This window comes from Roseburia sp. AF02-12, from assembly GCF_003461765.1.
GTDB classification, from domain to species: domain Bacteria; phylum Bacillota; class Clostridia; order Lachnospirales; family Lachnospiraceae; genus Roseburia_C; species Roseburia_C amylophila.
This window is the reverse complement of record NZ_QTXS01000001.1, coordinates 1,196,698-1,213,529: the sequence shown is the minus strand read 5'-3', so window position 1 is coordinate 1,213,529 and position 16,832 is coordinate 1,196,698. Positions and strand designations below refer to the sequence as shown.

The following is a 16,832-nucleotide window of genomic DNA, read 5'->3' as shown; positions in this document are numbered from 1 at the left end:
GAATCCATGATGTTAATTAATAGACACTAGCGAAAATTTGTCGAGTCGGGTATACGAAAGGACATTGCAAAATCAAAATAGAATATTTAGTTCCAATACGCTGATATAAACGTGCTCTTAGCAACAATGTAAAGTACGAGAAGATTACCAGCATCCGTGAATTAATCCAGGCACAGCTTGACCGATGGATAGAAGAGATTGATGCGGTGAGGAGTAGTATCGTAGAAATTGCTACTATGCCGGAGATATCCCAGGATTCCATGGAGTGACAGGAGACTCAAGGCTGGTATCGGTTAATCCAATCCGTGATACATTATTTGCCAGTAATCCGGACCTCTATTATTTAATAGGAAATGTTTTGACAATTGCTGCTTCTCTGATACTGACAGGAGGAATGGCGGCTAATGCAGCAGTAAGTGCAGGAACATCCATAGGAAGGGCCGTAGTAACAGAGTATGCAAAGCAGGGACTGACGGTGGCAGCGAGCAGCTATATGGACAAGAGAATGACAGAAGCAACCAACAGTCCACTGGCAGGCTTTGTAGTTGGCTCACTAACCGGAATGGCAACATATGGAACGCTCAGTGAGCTAGATTCCATGGCAAATGTAAGTGGATTACACAGTTCTTTTGCAGAAGGAATGTCAAAGGAAGATGCCCAGAAATATCTTGATTTTCTTGAGAATGGAAGCAAGGAAGGGCTCACAGAGGCAGAAATAAGAGGAATCGGAAAGGTAGACGAAGCACTTGCATTAAAGAAAGTAAACCCGGAGGAGCTGTTGGAACTTAGAAAACAGCAACTGGGGAATGTTGGAGAGAGTGGTAGTAATACTGGTACTGTATGGGATAATATTACTGGTACAGCTGACAATATGCCTGCTACTGAAATACCTGCCACCTTTAAAATTGATTTGGATGGAAAAATTAATTATGTGAATACTGAAACAGGAACGAACACATTATGGACAAATTCAAATGCAACCAAACATATGGGTGAGTATGTAAGTAGATTTGGAGATGAGAGTTGGAGCATTGGGACTAGAAGTCAAGCAATGTTAGAAAGTTATTCTGCATCACTTAATAAAGCGATGGAAACGATAGGTACAGAGGCATCTGGAAGATATTTTGGTACATATGGTAATTGGGAACTTGGTATTAATACTGAGACTGGTGTAGTATATCATGCAAGGATGCTTAATTAGAAAGGTGAAAAAAGTGAAGTTTGAAAAAGTATTTAATAACAAAAAATATATTCGAAAAATAGAAGGTATGGGAGAGGGGCTTGTTTTATTTGAAATATCAGCTGCTGATAAAAGAATAGGACAAAATTACCATTTGTTTTATGAGGATAAGCGCAAGCCTCCGTTGGACATAGCAATTAATCCAGAAGATGGAATGATAGAGTATATTAGCTATTTTGTTCAAGATGAAATGATTAATAATATTAGTGATATTCCCGCAATTATAAATGAGGGTATTGGAATTAGTATAAGTAATGAGAATTTCAATGAGAATAGTATGAATGTTACCGTAGATGGGAGATTTAAATTTTGGAAGTTAGAAAATGCAATTTTAATATTAAAAGATGATATTAAAGAGCGTGTTTTAAATGCATATAGGATTAATGATTTAAATAATTTATTGTTTCTAGGAGATGATTTCGTTGGAATAGAATTAAAAAATTTGAATCAAGAGGAAATGATAGAAATTATGAATTCAAAATGTTTACTATAAGAATATTGTTTTTAAATTAGGTTTATACTTTCGGACATCCAATAACCTACAACTCATGCACGCCTATTAATTAATCATCAGGGTCGTCCATATAGCAATTAAGAATGATAGGGGAATATGAAGAGGTGCACAGCCATGCAGATATGTATCCCATCGATATGATGGTAGGTTATCTTCGCAGTACCATGATTCTGGGAGGAATGCTTGTCGTAGCAACCTGTGGTATGGCACTTCCTTTAGTGGCTACAGTAGGAGTAATGGCAATTGGCGCAGGAACAGCAGCATATGGCTTTTCAAATACAGTAGAAGGTGGTCAGGATGTTTATGCAGGAGTAACAGGAGACCCAAGAATGGTATCGGTTAATTAGTGAGGCAGAGCTGGAAGTAGTAAATAACGTAAAAAGACCGCAGCAGTTGGGGAATGTTGGAGAGAGTGGTAGTAAGACGGGTACTGTATGGGATAATATTACCCCAACTCAAGAAAAGTATCCGTATACTAATATTCCAAAATCATTTGAGATAGAGGTTTATGGAGAAAAGATTACGGAAGGTAATTGGGAATTTATATTTGCTCAGTCAAGACAAGCAGGACAGTTGCCAGTAATAAAACATGCACAGTTTAATGGATGGCATTAGGAGGTACAAGAATATGCAAGATATAATAGATATGGAATTGGAAGAATATATTCCTTTGAAGATTATATTTAATAAGGATAAGGAAGCGGTTGAATATATTTCGTATTCAAAAGATAAAACTTCTTCATTGGAATTTACAGTGGGTATAAAGAGTAAGTTATTAAAAAGAATAACGCTACTGCTTTGCAAGGAGTATTCAGAAACTACGGATAAGCTAGTGGTGGAAAATTTTGAAGATGGAAAGATAATTTTTCATAGTGATGATATAGAATGCCCTGTTTTTAAAACTATTTTGTATTCTAATGGTAGCAGAATAATATTATCAGACAAAAAAAGTTCACATTATATAAAAATGGACAAAGTGTATTTTGGATTGTCAGAAACAGATGATATTATTGAAATATGTGTATGTGATATGAGAGATTCTGAATTGGAACACTTAAAAAAAGAATTAGAGTTGCAGTGAGTGATGCCATGGCAGCCAGCAGCTACATGGAAAAGAGCATGACAGAAGAAATTTACCAGTCCACTGGCAGGCTTTGTAGTTGGTTCACTAACCGGAATGGCAACATATGGAACGCTCAACGAGATAGATTCCATGGCAAATGTAAGTGGATTACACGGTTCTTTTGCAGAAGGAATGTCAAAGGAAGATGTCCAGAAATATCTTGATTTTCTTGAGAATGGAAGCAAGGAAGGGCTCACAGAGGCAGAAATAAGAGGAATCGGAAAGGTAGACGAAGCACTTGCATTAAAGAAAGTAAACCCGGAGGAGCTGTTGGAACTTAGAAAACAGCAACTGGGGAATGTTGGGGAGAGTGGTAGAAACACAGCACAAAAAGTCTTTACAGATAATCCTTTTGATGAAGCTGGAAATTTAAAACCCAATATTAGCTATCAGACAGGTGAATTTAAGTATAATTACGAAACAGATGCTAATGGAAGAATATCCAATTGGAATACTGATAATCTACAATTAACGAAACGAAATGGTCGGCTAAAACATAACCCAAACACTCCAGGAAAAATTGCAGGAGATTATGCGGGACACTTAGCAGGAGATAGGTTTGGCGGTTCACCAAATTTGGATAATATAGTATCTCCATCAAAAGATGTTAATTTGAGTCAATATAAGAAAATAGAAAATCAATGGGCAAAAGCTATAAGCGAGGGAAAAAAGTAAAGGTAGATGTTAATGTTAAAACGCATTGTTTTCAGGAAAGATTGATGTTATGAGAATGATGCGTTTTGCTTATCTGGAATTATATTGTAATTTTTGTCTCCTTGATAGTGAGTGGTGTGATAAAGTTCGAGAATTAAAAAATGAACATTACAATAGATTGGAAAATAGAAGAATGATAGGAAATGAAGAGTTTTTGCAGTTGCGAGAGGCGTATATAGAGATTGGCAAAATGGTACAAAAATATGGATATGGACAATATAACGGGATATTAAGAATTCTTATGGGACAAGTTAATTGTATTGACTCGGATGAGAGCGATGGTGAAAAAATGAAATACTTGATAGAAAGCTATAGTAAACTGTTTGCTTCGAGAGGCGGGTTAAGCGATTTCATTATTTATGATGCGGATGTTCAATTAAGAAATCAGTTGAATGAGAAATATAATGACGAAGTAAAAAGGGTTTGGAACATTATGAAAGACTATATTTAATAATGACTTCGTATAAGAACATCTGAAATCGCAACGCAACATAGTTTCTTTAAAGATGCAAACGTATTGTTTTCATAGAACTAGATGCTGTGGAGATGATTGAAAAATTATTTTCGAGAGGTAGAAAAACATGAAAATAACAGGTAGTATGAATTATGTAAAATTTGATTTGGAGAATGGATATGTTGTAAGAGCAGAAGGAGAAATGCTTGTAGGCAAAAAGTTTGTGGCATATAGAGATACAATGAAATTTTGGGAGCCACCACATGAGCATGAAGAACTTCTAGAAGAGCAAATTGAGAGTATAATACAGAAAGTTCAGAGAAACATGAATGAAAATACGGTTCAAATTGTTTTTGAATAATAGGTATTATGTCTCCACATGAGGTATTTCAGATATAAAAATCGGTTTCAAAAGCGGAAGGTGAGACTGGCTAGTAGTGGGAGGTACTGGGAAAAAGTAGTAGAAATAATGGAAAATATGTAGTCAACTTTTAAACAGATAAAAGGGGAAGGGTACCATTACAATATTTGATTAACATGAAATATACAGATGAGGAACTAGATCCTTTATATCAGATTTGGTTTGCACAGAAAAATATTTTAGTTAATCATAAGAATGTATGGGGAAAATCACCATTGGAACTGGCAGCACTATTGCCATATAGAGCAAGTTTATTAGGGAGGATGAAAAAGTATGAGTAAAGTAGTGACTTTTATTGCTGATGCAGGTGGATGTATTGTTTCAAAAAATATCTTAGATCATAAAGGAAAATTAAAATGGTGTGTTAGAGAAGAATCGCTAAATAATATTGATAATGGTTGGAGATTTTTTTCGGATATTGATACCGATGAGTATTTGAGTAAAGCAGATAATATGTGCATATGTGATTTTAATACAGTTGCCAATATCGAACCGGCAATTATCGCAATATACAATTGCGAAGTGGGGACAGACATAGAATTGGTAGAAGAGAATGGAAAGAAATTCTTTTTAGATAATAATACCGGGAAAATATTTAAAATATAGTATTTTTTATATAAGGTTAAAACGCATTGTTTTCAGGAAAGATTGATATTATGAGAACGATGCGTTTTGCTTATCCGGAATTATATTGTAATTTTGGTCAAATATAGAAAAACCAATCCTCGAAGAAAATGATATTATTATTCAGGAGGTAATTATAGATGCAAAATAGTAAAGCTTATGATTGTTTAATAAAACAATTGAATGCAAACGGCTCAGAAAAAATGGATGGATATTATCCAGAAGTGATGGAAGAAATATATGATTGGGAGCGAGAAGAAGTAGAAGATATTATTTGGGATGCTTTTTTTAATAAAAATGAAATAGAATTAGCACAATTTTTTCCTAAGTTAAAAAAATATGATGGTATCAAGGCTTTAAAAGAAAGTCCTTATTTATTACAAATACCAAGTGAAGCAAGTGTTGAAATTGGTAAAATATTGTATGAGGCTACGGGAGATGAGGGATATTTAGATATAATTAAAAAAAATATTGATGCATCTCCGGAAACGATATCATTTGTTTCAATTTTGTCATATTGTAAGCCTTGTCAGCGATTATATAACATTCTTGTAGACATTTATATTAATAATAGTAATAAGGTTAACAGGAGTACTGCTGTTATGGGAATTTTATATAATAAAGGGATAATTAAAGACAGAAGCAGCATTAAAGAATCAAATGATGTAATAAGTTTGCGGAAGAAATTCAAATCTGAAGATAGTATAGAGCGTCAAAAAATTATTGAAAAATTTGAAAACGGAGAATTAAACAATGGTTACATTTGATGACAATATATCAAACAGTATTGAATAGAAAGCAGGTTTGTTTATGAATCATGACATTAATGAATTTTTTCCTGTTCAACAAGGAGAGTGCAAAAAAACGCATGGGAAGAAATAGAGAAAAAAATAGGAATTATTTTTCCAGAGGACTATAAGCGGTTTATCGATTTTCATGGAGAAGGAGGGATTAATGAGTTTTTGTGGATAGTATCCTCATTTTCCGAAAATGAAAATTTAAATTCTATAGAGAAGTTTAACGTTATGAAAGATGCGTATATAAGTATGCAAAGTGAATTTCCAGAACAGTTTTCTTTTGATTTTTATAACGGCAAAACAGGTTTGTTTCCCTGGGGTATTACAGATAATGGGGATGAATTATTTTGGAATTATAGAGGAGATAGTATGTCCTGTTTTTCCCGATGATTTCATTTTAGAGAAAAATTATTATGAAACAATATAATTTTAATTATGTGAGAGTAATAATTTTATGATATTTTTCTTAAAGCTTCAAACCCCCCCATGTTACAATGGCATAAAGAGGAAGTGTTTATGAAATGGTATGATGAAATAGCACACCGGAATTAAAAAATATTTTGATAGAGAGTATTTGTTAAACCAAAATGGTGAATACAGATACTCTTTTTTGTGCTGGAAATAAGGAGTCTATCCATTTATTTAATTATATTTTCTCTAATTGACAATTGCTCAAATCATGTTATACTAAATATATGATACGGAAATTACTAAAACATAAAAAACGTATCAATATGAGTTACGAAAGAGAGGTTGCTATATGGCAGAAGAAAAGTTAGGGCATTTGACCAAACTTCCAATTGAAGCAATATCGGAAGAAGTATTAGCTGAGCCTAAAGTCAAATGCCCAAGTTCAGAAGTCCTTTCGGTGTTAAAGGATTTGAGAGTGGCGGTTGAAAACAGAGATTATCAGCCACAAACACCAACTGAGGAGAATCCATCGTTATCAGATGATTATATATTTGATACAGATGATCAAAATTATATTTTGATGGATTTGACAGAAATTAATTTTGTTGGGAAGATCAAGGATGTTGGAAAAGGGGCAAAAAAGAGATTAGAAAAAGGATTACCACAAGAGTATTTGTATGTATTTAAATATCCGTGTAAGTTGAAAAGAAGAGATGCTGATTACAGTGGCATTACGAATGATAATGTGCTAATTTATATCAAGATTAATGACAGAAAGATTCCGTATAAGAAAGTTTTTATAATATCATTTCATAAGAATAGAATTAAAGTAGACTAGGAATATTAACAGCATATGGTTGGTTCCATATGCTGTATATCACAATACATAGTAAGAGAATAGGGAAAGAAACAAGAAGAGAACAGAGACAAAGAGAAGAAAGTAGGTGGAATTATGGATAAGATGAATTTGGCTTACTGTAACGAATGTGAGGATTTGGTAGAATTTACAGAGCAAGAGGAGATAGTTGAGGAATATTATAGGGGAGAATTGGTTCGGTTTAGATTTAAAGTTGGGCGTTGCAAAGAGTGCGGGCATGAAGTCGCAACAGATATAGACTATAATACAAGAAGGTCTGAAGAAAAAATAGAAGCATATAAGAGACTAAAGGGAATCATTTTACAGGATGATATAGTTGAAATATTAGAGAAATATGATGTGGGAAAAGAGGCGTTAGCAGATATAGCCGGATTTGGAAAAGCAACCATAAAGAGATATTTTGAGGGATATATTCCTACAAAAAAATATTCCGATATTTTAAGCAAATTTTTAAATGATGAAAGATTTTTCTATAGTAAAGTTGAGGAAAACAGGCATAAATTAAAAAACAGTGCATACAAGAGACTTATTGCCAGATATTCGAAATTAAAAGACATTTCAGAATCGAAAATTGAACAGGTTGCCAATTATATTATTACAAATTTGGGGGAGGTTACCCCTCTTGCATTAGAAAAATTATTAGCATTTTCGAATGGCGTTAATTATGCGTTAAATGGAAAGAGATTATTATTAGAGGAGTGTCAGGCATGGCAACATGGCTATGTGTATCCGGAGATATATAATAAGTACAAAAAATATAAATTTAATCCGATTGATAATGGAATAAATAGTACGCATGGATGCATGTTATCGAAGCTTACTGCTGATGAAATAAAAGCAATAGATTTAGTAATTAAAACATTTGGAGTTTATTCACCAAAAACACTTGAATTAATCAGTCATTCGCAAACCCCCTGGATTGAAAAAAGAATTGCATATAAAGATGATGAGCCGGGGAATGAAGTAATAGATGAAACATCTTTAAAAAAATATTTTGTAGATAAGCAACTGAATACAGAAGAAAAAATAGTTTCGTATATTATGGCTACGTTAAAGATATAGTTTGACCCTCCCCCTTGACATCCATAGTATAATAAGAAGAAAACCAAGGATGAGAGGATGATAATTATGAGGCGTTCCAGACAGATGTCGGAATCAATAGAACTTGGAATCGTGCTGGCGTTGGCTGGAGGATTTATGGATGCATATTCCTATATGTGCAGGGATGGAGTATTTGCTAATGCGCAGACGGGAAATATGTTATTGCTCGGAATCAATTTATCGGAGAGAAATTGGGGAATGGCATTGCATTATCTGTTCCCGGTGCTGGCTTTTGCAATCGGAATAGCATTGGCAGATGTAGTACGGGTACATGCAAAAGATAAGAGCCTGTTTCATTGGCGGCAGCTTTCTGTATTGTGTGAAGCACTGGTGCTATTTGTGGTATGCTTTTTTCCACAGAGCATGAATCTGGCAGCCAACAGTCTGACTTCACTGGCATGTGGCATACAGGTGGAGAGCTTCCGGAAGATTCATGGAAACGGAATTGCAACCACGATGTGCATCGGAAATTTAAGAAGTGGGACACAGAACTGGTGTGATTTCCATTATACGAAGAATAAAGAATCCGCGTTTAAGGGAATGCTGTATTATGGCATTATCCTGATGTTTATAATAGGGGCGATTATTGGAAATGCTTTTGTGAAATTATTGGCAGAGAAAGCAATTTTGATATGTGCAGCCGTGTTGTTCATGGCATTCATTATGATGTTTGTAGACAAAGAAAAAGCTTTGGAGCAGTAGTATTACTGCTTCAAAGCTTTTTTGATTGCGGTAAAGCTTTCTTTACTGATAACATGTTCCATTTTGCATGCATCTTCTGTTGCGATTTCCTTTGGTACACCAAGACTTTCTAACCAGGTAGAAAGAAATTCATGACGTTCATAAATCATTTCTGCAATTTCACGACCGGAGTCGGTAAGATAGATGAAGCCGGAATCGGTTACCGTAATATGATTCTTTTCTCTTAAATTCTTCATTGCAATGCTGACACTGGATTTCTTAAAGCCAAGTTCATTGGCAATATCTACAGAACGAACCACAGGAAGCTTTTTGCTCAGCATAAGAATAGTCTCAAGATAATTTTCTGCTGATTCATTTGTTGCCATATAACAACACCCCCATTAACGTTTTTTTCTATAATAATACATGAATTTAGGTAAGTATAACATATTAAGCCGAACATATCAAATCATAAAGTGAATCTAAAAAATGCTTCTTAATGAGAAAAAATTCTCAAAAACGTTCTTGACAACTAATGATGGTTAGAATATACTAACCAATGAAATGAGAAAAAATTAACAATAGCACAATAGAAAAGAGGAGAGTATGATGCCTTTATCTATGGTAAAAGAAGGAGAGCCGAACGTAATTAAGAAGGTCGGCGGTAAAGAAGAAACAAGAAGATTTCTTGAGAACCTTGGCTTTGTTGCCGGTGGTACAGTAACAGTAGTATCTGAGGTAAATGGAAATATGATTGTAAATGTCAAAGAATCCAGAGTAGCAATTGGAAAAGACATGGCAAATAAGATTATGGTGTAACAGCCAGAAGGAGGAAATTATGAAGACATTAAAAGAAGTAGCCTGCGGTCAGACCGTAAAGGTGAAAAAGCTGTCCGGAGAGGGACCGGTAAAGAGACGTATCATGGACATGGGTATTACCAAGGGCGTGGACGTTTATGTAAGAAAGGTTGCTCCACTCGGTGATCCGGTAGAGGTGACAGTTCGTGGCTATGAGCTTTCTCTTCGTAAAGCAGATGCAGAAATGATTGAAGTAGAATAAATTTTTTTGCATATAGGTTAGTAAATGCTAACATAAGGAATGCTAAGCTAACATTGAAACAGCCCGACTAACAAAAGAAATATCGGACTAACAGCATAGAAAGGCTCTATGCAGGAAATTTAAAAATGATAAAAGAAAGAAGAAAAGAGGAGTAAAAAAGATGGCGATTAAAATTGCATTAGCAGGAAATCCCAACAGTGGAAAAACCACATTATTTAATGCTCTGACAGGTTCTAACCAGTTCGTAGGTAACTGGCCGGGCGTAACTGTAGAGAAAAAAGAAGGAAAGTTAAAAGGTCATAAGGATGTAACAATCATGGACTTACCAGGTATCTATTCCTTATCACCATATACACTGGAAGAAGTTGTTGCAAGAAACTACCTGATTAACGAACGTCCGGATGCAATCTTAAATATTGTAGATGGAACAAATATTGAAAGAAACCTTTATCTTTCTACACAGTTAATGGAACTGGGAATTCCGGTTATCATGGCTGTAAACATGATGGACTTGGTAAAGAAATCCGGAGACCAGATACATATCGACAAGCTTTCTAAAAAATTAGGATGCGAAGTAGTTGAGATTTCTGCATTAAAAGGAACCGGAATCATGGCTGCAGCAGAGAAGGCAATCGAAGCTGCAAAACAGAAAGCCGGAGCTCCGGTACATGAGTTCTCGAAAGAAGCGGAGGACATCATCCGCAAAGCAGAAGAAAAATTAGGAAGTGACATTCCGGAAGAACAGAAACGTTTCTTCGCAATCAAACTTCTTGAGAAAGATGATAAGATTGCAGAGCAGATGAAACAGAAAGCAGATGTATCTGCAGAAATCAAAGAAATGGAAGATGCATTTGATGATGATACCGAAAGTATTATCACAAATGAAAGATATGTATATATTTCAAGCATTATTGGTGAGTGTATTACCAAGAATGGCAAGAAAAAACTTTCTACTTCCGATAAGATTGACCGTATCGTAACAAACCGCTGGCTGGCACTGCCAATCTTCGCAGTAGTTATGTGGATTGTATATTATGTATCTGTAACAACAGTAGGTTCCATTTTAACAGACTGGACCAATGATACTCTCTTTGGTGAGTGGATTATCCCGGCAGCACAGAACTTCTTTGAAAATATCGGATGTGCAGACTGGCTGACAGGTCTTATCGTAGATGGTATTATCTCCGGTGTTGGTGCGGTTCTCGGATTCGTACCGCAGATGCTGGTATTATTCATCTTCTTAGCATTCTTAGAGTCCTGCGGTTATATGGCTCGTGTCGCATTTATCATGGACCGTATCTTCCGTAAATTCGGTCTTTCCGGAAAATCATTTATCCCGATGTTAATCGGTAGTGGTTGTGGTGTTCCTGGAGTTATGGCATCAAGAACCATTGAAAATGACAGAGACCGTAAGATGACAATTATGACAACAACATTTATCCCATGTGGAGCAAAACTTCCAATCATCGCATTAATCGCTGGTGCATTGTTTGACGGAGCTTCATGGGTTGCACCAAGTGCATATTTCGTTGGTATCGCAGCAATCATCTGCTCCGGTATTATCTTAAAGAAAACAAAGATGTTTGCTGGAGATCCGGCACCATTCGTTATGGAGTTACCGGCATATCACTGGCCAACAGTTGGAAACGTATTAAGAAGCATGTGGGAGAGAGGCTGGTCCTTTATTAAGAAGGCTGGTACCATCATCCTCTTATCAACTATCGTAGTCTGGTTCTTAATGAACTTTGGATGGACAGACGGAAGCTTCGGAATGTTAAGCTTTGACGGACTGGAAGGAACCGCGCTGGAAGCTGCTCAGGCAGAATGTATCTTAGCTAAGATTGGTAATGCAGTTGCCTGGATTTTCGCACCTCTTGGATGGGGTAACTGGAAGATGACAGTTGCAGCTATTACCGGATTAATCGCAAAAGAGAACGTAGTAGGAACAATCGGACAGTTATTCGGATTTGCAGAAGTTGCAGAAGACGGCGCAGAAATCTGGGGTAACCTTGCAAGCAGCATGACTGCACTTGCAGCATATTCTTACTTAGTATTCAACTTACTGTGTGCACCATGTTTCGCAGCTATGGGTGCAATCAAACGTGAGATGAACAATACAAAATGGTTCTGGTTCGCAATCGGATATCAGTGTATCCTTGCATATGTTGTATCCTTATGTATCTTCCAGATTGGTTCCTTAATTACAGCAGGAACATTTGGAATTGGAACAGTAGTCGCATTCCTTTTAATCATCGGATTCATTTATCTTTTGTTCCGTCCTTATAAGGAAAGCCAGACATTAAATGTAACAGTAAAAGCAAAATAATCCGCCATAACAGAAAGGAGTGATTACGATGGGTACAGTTATTGTTGGAACTGTAGTTGTAGCAGTCGTTGCACTTATAATTCGAAGCATGGTAAAAGACAAAAAGGCAGGAAAATCACTGCAGTGTGGTGTGAACTGCAAGCACTGTGATGGACATTGCCATTGATCTAGATTGGAGGCAGGCATGACGCAGACGACACAGACCAGAGACAAGATAATCAAGATGCTGAAAGACCGGGGATGCCGGATGACAAAGCAGCGTCGTATTCTTTTGGATATTATCTTAGAGGATAACTGCTCCAGTTGTAAGGAAATTTATTACAGAGCGTCCAAGAAGGACAAAAGCATTGGAACAGCAACCGTATACCGTATGCTCAATGCACTGGAGGAAATTGGCGCAGTTACAAGAAAAAATATAATCGTAGTAAATCTGGATGACAAGGCAGAAGAAGCATAGCCCTCATATCCGAAAAAAATTTAAACAATGTAGACAATGTAGAAGAAAAGCCCGGAGCAATCCGGGCTTTTCATGTTGAACTTTTACATAAACTGCGCCATCATATCACTGGAATAGACCACACTGAGAAGAACCACAGCAATGGCAGAAAGGATAATTCCTATGATGGAAGTAATCATTCCGGCAGTAGCCATAGAGTTATTATATGGCTTGGCTTTCTTGGAAAGAATTGCTGCAAAAATGCCCACAATACCAAGCCCAATCAGATAGCCGATGCAGGAAAGTACCAGACTGATAATGCCAAGAACAAGAGATACAATGGAAAGCATCTTAGCTTCGTGTTCATCATCATAAATCGGAACGTTGTTGTAGAGCATCTCTAAGCGGATGCGTCTGGATTTACGCAGCATGACAAACATCGGAATCGCCAGCATGATAAATGACAGGGAATTAATTGCGGAGAAAGTATTGATCTGGGACACAATATTTCCAGCATCGAAAATTCCGGTGGAAAGCAGGCTGGCAAAATCAACAAGGGCATGGAAAATGACAAGCATCCAGAAATTGCGGGTAGATGCATATATCGTACAGAATAAAATACCCATCAGAGCAGCAGAGATAACCTGAATCAGTGCACTTGTAAATTTCACTCCGGAAAGGATATTTACAAAATGCATCAGACCAAAGAGGACGCCGCCTAAAACAATGGCACCGGTAATGCCTTTTCTTGTTTTTGGAAAACTGTTCAGTAACAGATTAAAAATGACACCTCGAAAAACCAGTTCTTCTACCAGTCCAACCAGAAAAATAGCAACTATATAGAATATAATTTCCAAAGCAGGTCTTACATTTCCCGCTTTTGATATACTGCAAAGATAAATCTGTGCAATAAGGCTGAACAGACAGTAAACCACAAAGAAGCCGCCGGTATATAAACTTCTGAGCCAGCCGGCAACATTTTCCGTAAAGATACGGGTATAACCAATCACAAAGGTTATAATCAGGAAAACAATCAGAATGATAAATTCCGCGATTGCCTGAAGCAGGTAGTCGTTTTGTTCATTTAATCCCGGAATTTTTCCTAAAACAAAGCCAAGCCCCAACAATAACCCGGTAAAAAGAATAACCGCTACAATAGACAGCACAATTCCAACGGGTGCTGACAGATTTTTAAATTTTTCTTTCATTGTAAAATACCTCTCCTTAGTAAATGAATCAAATATGCGTCCATTATAGCATATATTTCCGGAAGTACATAATGAAATGTAAAAGTTATATAATTCGCTTTTGTGAAAATTATACAAATATGATGAGATGTTTTATACAAAATGCTTATTGACAGAAAAAGTTAAAATGATTAAGCTATTAAGTGGTTGTTGAAGAAACAGCGGGAGTATGAGCTATGAAAATAATATTTATCTTATTTTAGAGTAAGAAAGTTCATATATGTCGGAATTCTCCGGCAGATATCCCAAACAATTTATAAAACAATTTAATATAGGACAATGAGAGAAAGTATTTATTTGTCTGTTTCTGGAAGGACTGAAGGATGAATACATATATTACAGCTTACGGAACTGATATTGGAACGAAGAAAAAGGTCAATCAGGACAGTTTATGCGTGAAGATAGCAGTGGTAAAGGATAAGACAGTCTGCATGGCAGTGCTGTGTGATGGCATGGGAGGCTTAAGCAAGGGAGAACTTGCCAGTGCAACTGTAGTGCAGGGGTTTTCTGACTGGTTCATGAAAACATTGCCATATACAGATGGGAAGGTATCTTTGATAAAAGAACAGTGGGAAAATCTGATTGTAAATTTGAATGGAAAAATATGGAATTACGGGAAAAAACATGAGGTAGAATTGGGGACAACCCTGACCGTAATTCTGTTAATTGATTATAAACAGTATATAATTGCGCAGGTGGGAGATTCCCGGACATACAGAATAGATTCGGCACTTGTGCAGCTGACAGAGGATCAGTCCTTTGTGGCAAGAGAGATAAAACGAGGAAACATGACAGAAGAGGAAGCATTAACAGACCCACGGAGAAATGTGCTGTTACAGTGTATCGGAGCATCGCAAAATGTGAAACCGGAGTTTGTGGAAGGCAAAGTGGAAAATGAAAGCAGCTTCTTATTATGCTCAGATGGTTTTTGGCATAAGATAACGGAACTAGAAATATATCAGGCGCTGAGTAATTCGAAATGGAATTCTAAAGGTCAGATAGAAGAAAAACTTCATCAGTTAATTCAATTAAATATGAAGCGTGGAGAAACGGATAATATCACGGTTATTTATATAGGTAAAAGTACAGAAGATTAAAGAGGAAAAATTATTGTGGCAATAATAGGTACATTGATTGAGGGGAAGTATGAAATATTAAAGCTGATTGGAAAAGGCGGTATGTCAGAGGTTTATCTTGCAATGGATAAGAATCTGAATAAGCAATGGGCGGTAAAAGAAATTAAAAAACGAGCACGGGATAAGAATAATGAAGTAGTCGTACAGTCAGCCATTGCGGAAGCTAATATGATGAAAAAACTGGATCATCCCTGCCTGCCTAGAATTGTAGATATCATAGATAAAGAGGATGTTATCTATGTTGTAATGGACTATATAGAAGGCGAACCACTGAATAAGGTGCTGGAGAGAGATGGTGCTCAGCCACAGGAAACTGTAATTGAGTGGGCAGAAGAATTGTGCGGAGTATTGGATTACTTACATATGCAGAATCCGCCAATTATATATAGAGACATGAAACCGGCAAATATCATGCTGCAGCCAAACGGAAATATAAAGCTGATTGATTTTGGGATTGCAAGAGAATATAAGGAACACAATCTGGAGGATACCGTCAGCCTTGGAACAAAAGGATATGCAGCTCCGGAGCAGTTCGGAGGAAAGGGACAGACAGACCAGAGAACCGACATTTATTGTCTGGGAGTGACATTGTATCATCTGGTGACCGGAAAGAATCCCTGTGAGCCGCCTTATGAGATTTATCCGATTCGTTATTGGAATCCGAATCTGTCATCAGGACTGGAAAGTATTATTTTAAAATGTACCAGAATTAACCCGGAAGAAAGATATCAGTCATGTGCAGAACTTCTATATGCAATTTTGCATTATGAGGAAGCGGATGAGACATATCAGAAGAAGCAGAAGAAAAAGTTATATACATTCTATGGAATGCTGCTGGCTGCAGTAGTGAGTCTGGGAATTGGTATTACCGGGCAGCTTCTACAAAGACATGTAAAAAATAATGATTACGATAATTTGCTGTTACAGGCAGAAAAATCAGCAACAGATGAAGAAAAAATAGAAATATATTTAGAAGCGGTTGATATCAAACCGACAGATACAAAGGCCTATTTAGGTCTTATTGCTGCGTTTAAAGATGATGCGGTTTTTACGGTAGAAGAAGAGAATGAATTTAAAAAGAAAATCAATAATAATTTGAGCGGACTTCGGGAACAGGATGATTATGCAGATTTAGCCTATGAAATAGGAAGATTGTACTGGTATTACTATGATTATGGGAAAACAGATACCAGTGATAACCAGATAACAAGAATAAAGAGTTCTGTTCAGTGGTTTTCAGATGCGTATGATTATGGAAGCGAAGAATCGGATTATCATCTGATTACACAGGTATATAAAGAAATTGGTCAGTTTACAAGAGATGTGACATTGAATGTTGAGGAAGCATCGGATAAGGGAACCTATGCACCGTACTTTCAGAATTTGGAAGATTTACTGGAGATTGTAGATGGTGAAGACAGCGAGATTGTAAATCTTGAAGTATACAAACTGTGTTTGAATTCAATCGAAAATTATGCCAGAAAGTTTAAATCAGATGGAATCGAAGAGAGCCGGATACAAGCGTTTTATCAGGATGTCCTTGACAGAACCGATGCCGTGGATACAACAACGGATAAGACCGATGAAATAAAGCAGCAGATATTAGAACGTAAAGATGCGGCGCAGGATGCAATAAAAAATGCATATAGTGAACAATAGGAGCATGAATA

The 16,832-nt window shown here is 36.5% G+C and carries 23 protein-coding genes; 21 read left to right on the top strand and 2 right to left on the bottom strand.

The features are described from left to right. The first annotated feature begins 265 nt into the window (after positions 1-265). The 14 genes from DV740_RS05980 (at position 266) to DV740_RS05910 (ending at position 8,978) form a co-directional block, all read left to right on the top strand. Positions 266-1,201, top strand: a complete 936-nt coding sequence (locus tag DV740_RS05980; RefSeq protein ID WP_118087640.1) for a hypothetical protein — start codon at positions 266-268, stop codon at positions 1,199-1,201. Positions 1,202-1,205: 4 nt separating this feature from the next. Beyond that, positions 1,206-1,733, top strand: a complete 528-nt coding sequence (locus DV740_RS05975) for a hypothetical protein (RefSeq protein WP_242994227.1) — start codon at positions 1,206-1,208, stop codon at positions 1,731-1,733. A 104-nt stretch (positions 1,734-1,837) separates the two neighbouring features. Further along, positions 1,838-2,101: a hypothetical protein gene (locus tag DV740_RS05970; RefSeq protein WP_118087639.1), complete on the top strand. Its 264-nt coding sequence runs from the start codon at positions 1,838-1,840 to the stop codon at positions 2,099-2,101. Between the two features lie 46 nt (positions 2,102-2,147). After that, positions 2,148-2,369: a hypothetical protein gene (locus tag DV740_RS05965; protein ID WP_118087638.1), complete on the top strand. Its 222-nt coding sequence runs from the start codon at positions 2,148-2,150 to the stop codon at positions 2,367-2,369. A gap of 13 nt (positions 2,370-2,382) precedes the next feature. After that, positions 2,383-2,835, top strand: a complete 453-nt coding sequence (locus tag DV740_RS05960) for a hypothetical protein (RefSeq protein WP_117842380.1) — start codon at positions 2,383-2,385, stop codon at positions 2,833-2,835. Between the two features lie 132 nt (positions 2,836-2,967). Next, a complete protein-coding gene (locus DV740_RS05955; protein ID WP_158561528.1) occupies positions 2,968-3,552 on the top strand; it encodes a DNA/RNA non-specific endonuclease in 585 nt (194 codons plus the stop codon). A gap of 49 nt (positions 3,553-3,601) precedes the next feature. After that, the gene (locus tag DV740_RS05950) at positions 3,602-4,042 is read left to right on the top strand and encodes a hypothetical protein (protein WP_242994226.1); all 441 of its coding nucleotides are present in this window, start codon (positions 3,602-3,604) and stop codon (positions 4,040-4,042) included. 130 nt (positions 4,043-4,172) lie between these two features. After that, positions 4,173-4,406 (top strand): Imm74 family immunity protein, encoded by a 234-nt coding sequence (locus DV740_RS05945; protein WP_118087637.1) that lies wholly within the window; start codon positions 4,173-4,175, stop codon positions 4,404-4,406. Between the two features lie 333 nt (positions 4,407-4,739). Continuing rightward, the gene (locus DV740_RS05935) at positions 4,740-5,072 is read left to right on the top strand and encodes a DUF2185 domain-containing protein (protein ID WP_118087636.1); all 333 of its coding nucleotides are present in this window, start codon (positions 4,740-4,742) and stop codon (positions 5,070-5,072) included. 158 nt (positions 5,073-5,230) lie between these two features. Further along, positions 5,231-5,857 carry a hypothetical protein gene (locus tag DV740_RS05930; protein WP_118087635.1) on the top strand — a complete coding sequence of 209 codons (627 nt, stop codon included), beginning with the start codon at positions 5,231-5,233 and terminating at the stop codon, positions 5,855-5,857. A gap of 87 nt (positions 5,858-5,944) precedes the next feature. Next, a complete protein-coding gene (locus DV740_RS05925) occupies positions 5,945-6,277 on the top strand; it encodes an SMI1/KNR4 family protein (protein WP_158561527.1) in 333 nt (110 codons plus the stop codon). Positions 6,278-6,647: 370 nt separating this feature from the next. Then, the gene (locus tag DV740_RS05920) at positions 6,648-7,136 is read left to right on the top strand and encodes a hypothetical protein (RefSeq protein ID WP_118087633.1); all 489 of its coding nucleotides are present in this window, start codon (positions 6,648-6,650) and stop codon (positions 7,134-7,136) included. Between the two features lie 114 nt (positions 7,137-7,250). Next, positions 7,251-8,237 carry a Panacea domain-containing protein gene (locus DV740_RS05915; RefSeq protein ID WP_118087632.1) on the top strand — a complete coding sequence of 329 codons (987 nt, stop codon included), beginning with the start codon at positions 7,251-7,253 and terminating at the stop codon, positions 8,235-8,237. 66 nt (positions 8,238-8,303) lie between these two features. After that, on the top strand, positions 8,304-8,978 hold the full coding sequence (locus DV740_RS05910) for a YoaK family protein (protein WP_118087631.1): 675 nt from the start codon (positions 8,304-8,306) through the stop codon (positions 8,976-8,978). Positions 8,979-8,980: 2 nt separating this feature from the next. Here DV740_RS05910 and DV740_RS05905 read toward each other — a convergent pair whose 3' ends face one another. Next, complete coding sequence (locus tag DV740_RS05905) at positions 8,981-9,343, bottom strand: metal-dependent transcriptional regulator (RefSeq protein WP_117699268.1); 363 nt, start codon at positions 9,341-9,343, stop codon at positions 8,981-8,983. A 220-nt stretch (positions 9,344-9,563) separates the two neighbouring features. Here DV740_RS05905 and DV740_RS05900 point away from each other — a divergent pair, with 220 nt between their 5' ends. The 5 genes from DV740_RS05900 (at position 9,564) to DV740_RS05880 (ending at position 12,800) form a co-directional block, all read left to right on the top strand. Next, on the top strand, positions 9,564-9,776 hold the full coding sequence (locus DV740_RS05900; RefSeq protein ID WP_117699278.1) for a FeoA family protein: 213 nt from the start codon (positions 9,564-9,566) through the stop codon (positions 9,774-9,776). 19 nt (positions 9,777-9,795) lie between these two features. After that, positions 9,796-10,017 carry a FeoA family protein gene (locus DV740_RS05895; RefSeq protein WP_022242378.1) on the top strand — a complete coding sequence of 74 codons (222 nt, stop codon included), beginning with the start codon at positions 9,796-9,798 and terminating at the stop codon, positions 10,015-10,017. Between the two features lie 160 nt (positions 10,018-10,177). Next, on the top strand, positions 10,178-12,343 hold the full coding sequence (feoB, locus tag DV740_RS05890; RefSeq protein WP_118087630.1) for a ferrous iron transport protein B: 2,166 nt from the start codon (positions 10,178-10,180) through the stop codon (positions 12,341-12,343). Positions 12,344-12,371: 28 nt separating this feature from the next. Beyond that, on the top strand, positions 12,372-12,509 hold the full coding sequence (locus DV740_RS05885; protein ID WP_117699280.1) for a FeoB-associated Cys-rich membrane protein: 138 nt from the start codon (positions 12,372-12,374) through the stop codon (positions 12,507-12,509). Positions 12,510-12,527: 18 nt separating this feature from the next. Continuing rightward, on the top strand, positions 12,528-12,800 hold the full coding sequence (locus DV740_RS05880) for a Fur family transcriptional regulator (protein WP_117842055.1): 273 nt from the start codon (positions 12,528-12,530) through the stop codon (positions 12,798-12,800). An 83-nt stretch (positions 12,801-12,883) separates the two neighbouring features. Here the strand turns inward: DV740_RS05880 and DV740_RS05875 are convergent, their stop codons facing one another. Then, the gene (locus tag DV740_RS05875) at positions 12,884-13,987 is read right to left on the bottom strand and encodes a CPBP family glutamic-type intramembrane protease (RefSeq protein WP_117699282.1); all 1,104 of its coding nucleotides are present in this window, start codon (positions 13,985-13,987) and stop codon (positions 12,884-12,886) included. A 362-nt stretch (positions 13,988-14,349) separates the two neighbouring features. Between DV740_RS05875 and DV740_RS05870 the strand changes: the two genes are divergently transcribed. Beyond that, positions 14,350-15,123 (top strand): PP2C family protein-serine/threonine phosphatase, encoded by a 774-nt coding sequence (locus tag DV740_RS05870; RefSeq protein ID WP_118087629.1) that lies wholly within the window; start codon positions 14,350-14,352, stop codon positions 15,121-15,123. 15 nt (positions 15,124-15,138) lie between these two features. Beyond that, positions 15,139-16,821, top strand: coding sequence for a serine/threonine-protein kinase (locus DV740_RS05865; protein ID WP_118087628.1), 1,683 nt, complete (start codon positions 15,139-15,141; stop codon positions 16,819-16,821). Positions 16,822-16,832 lie beyond the last annotated feature (11 nt).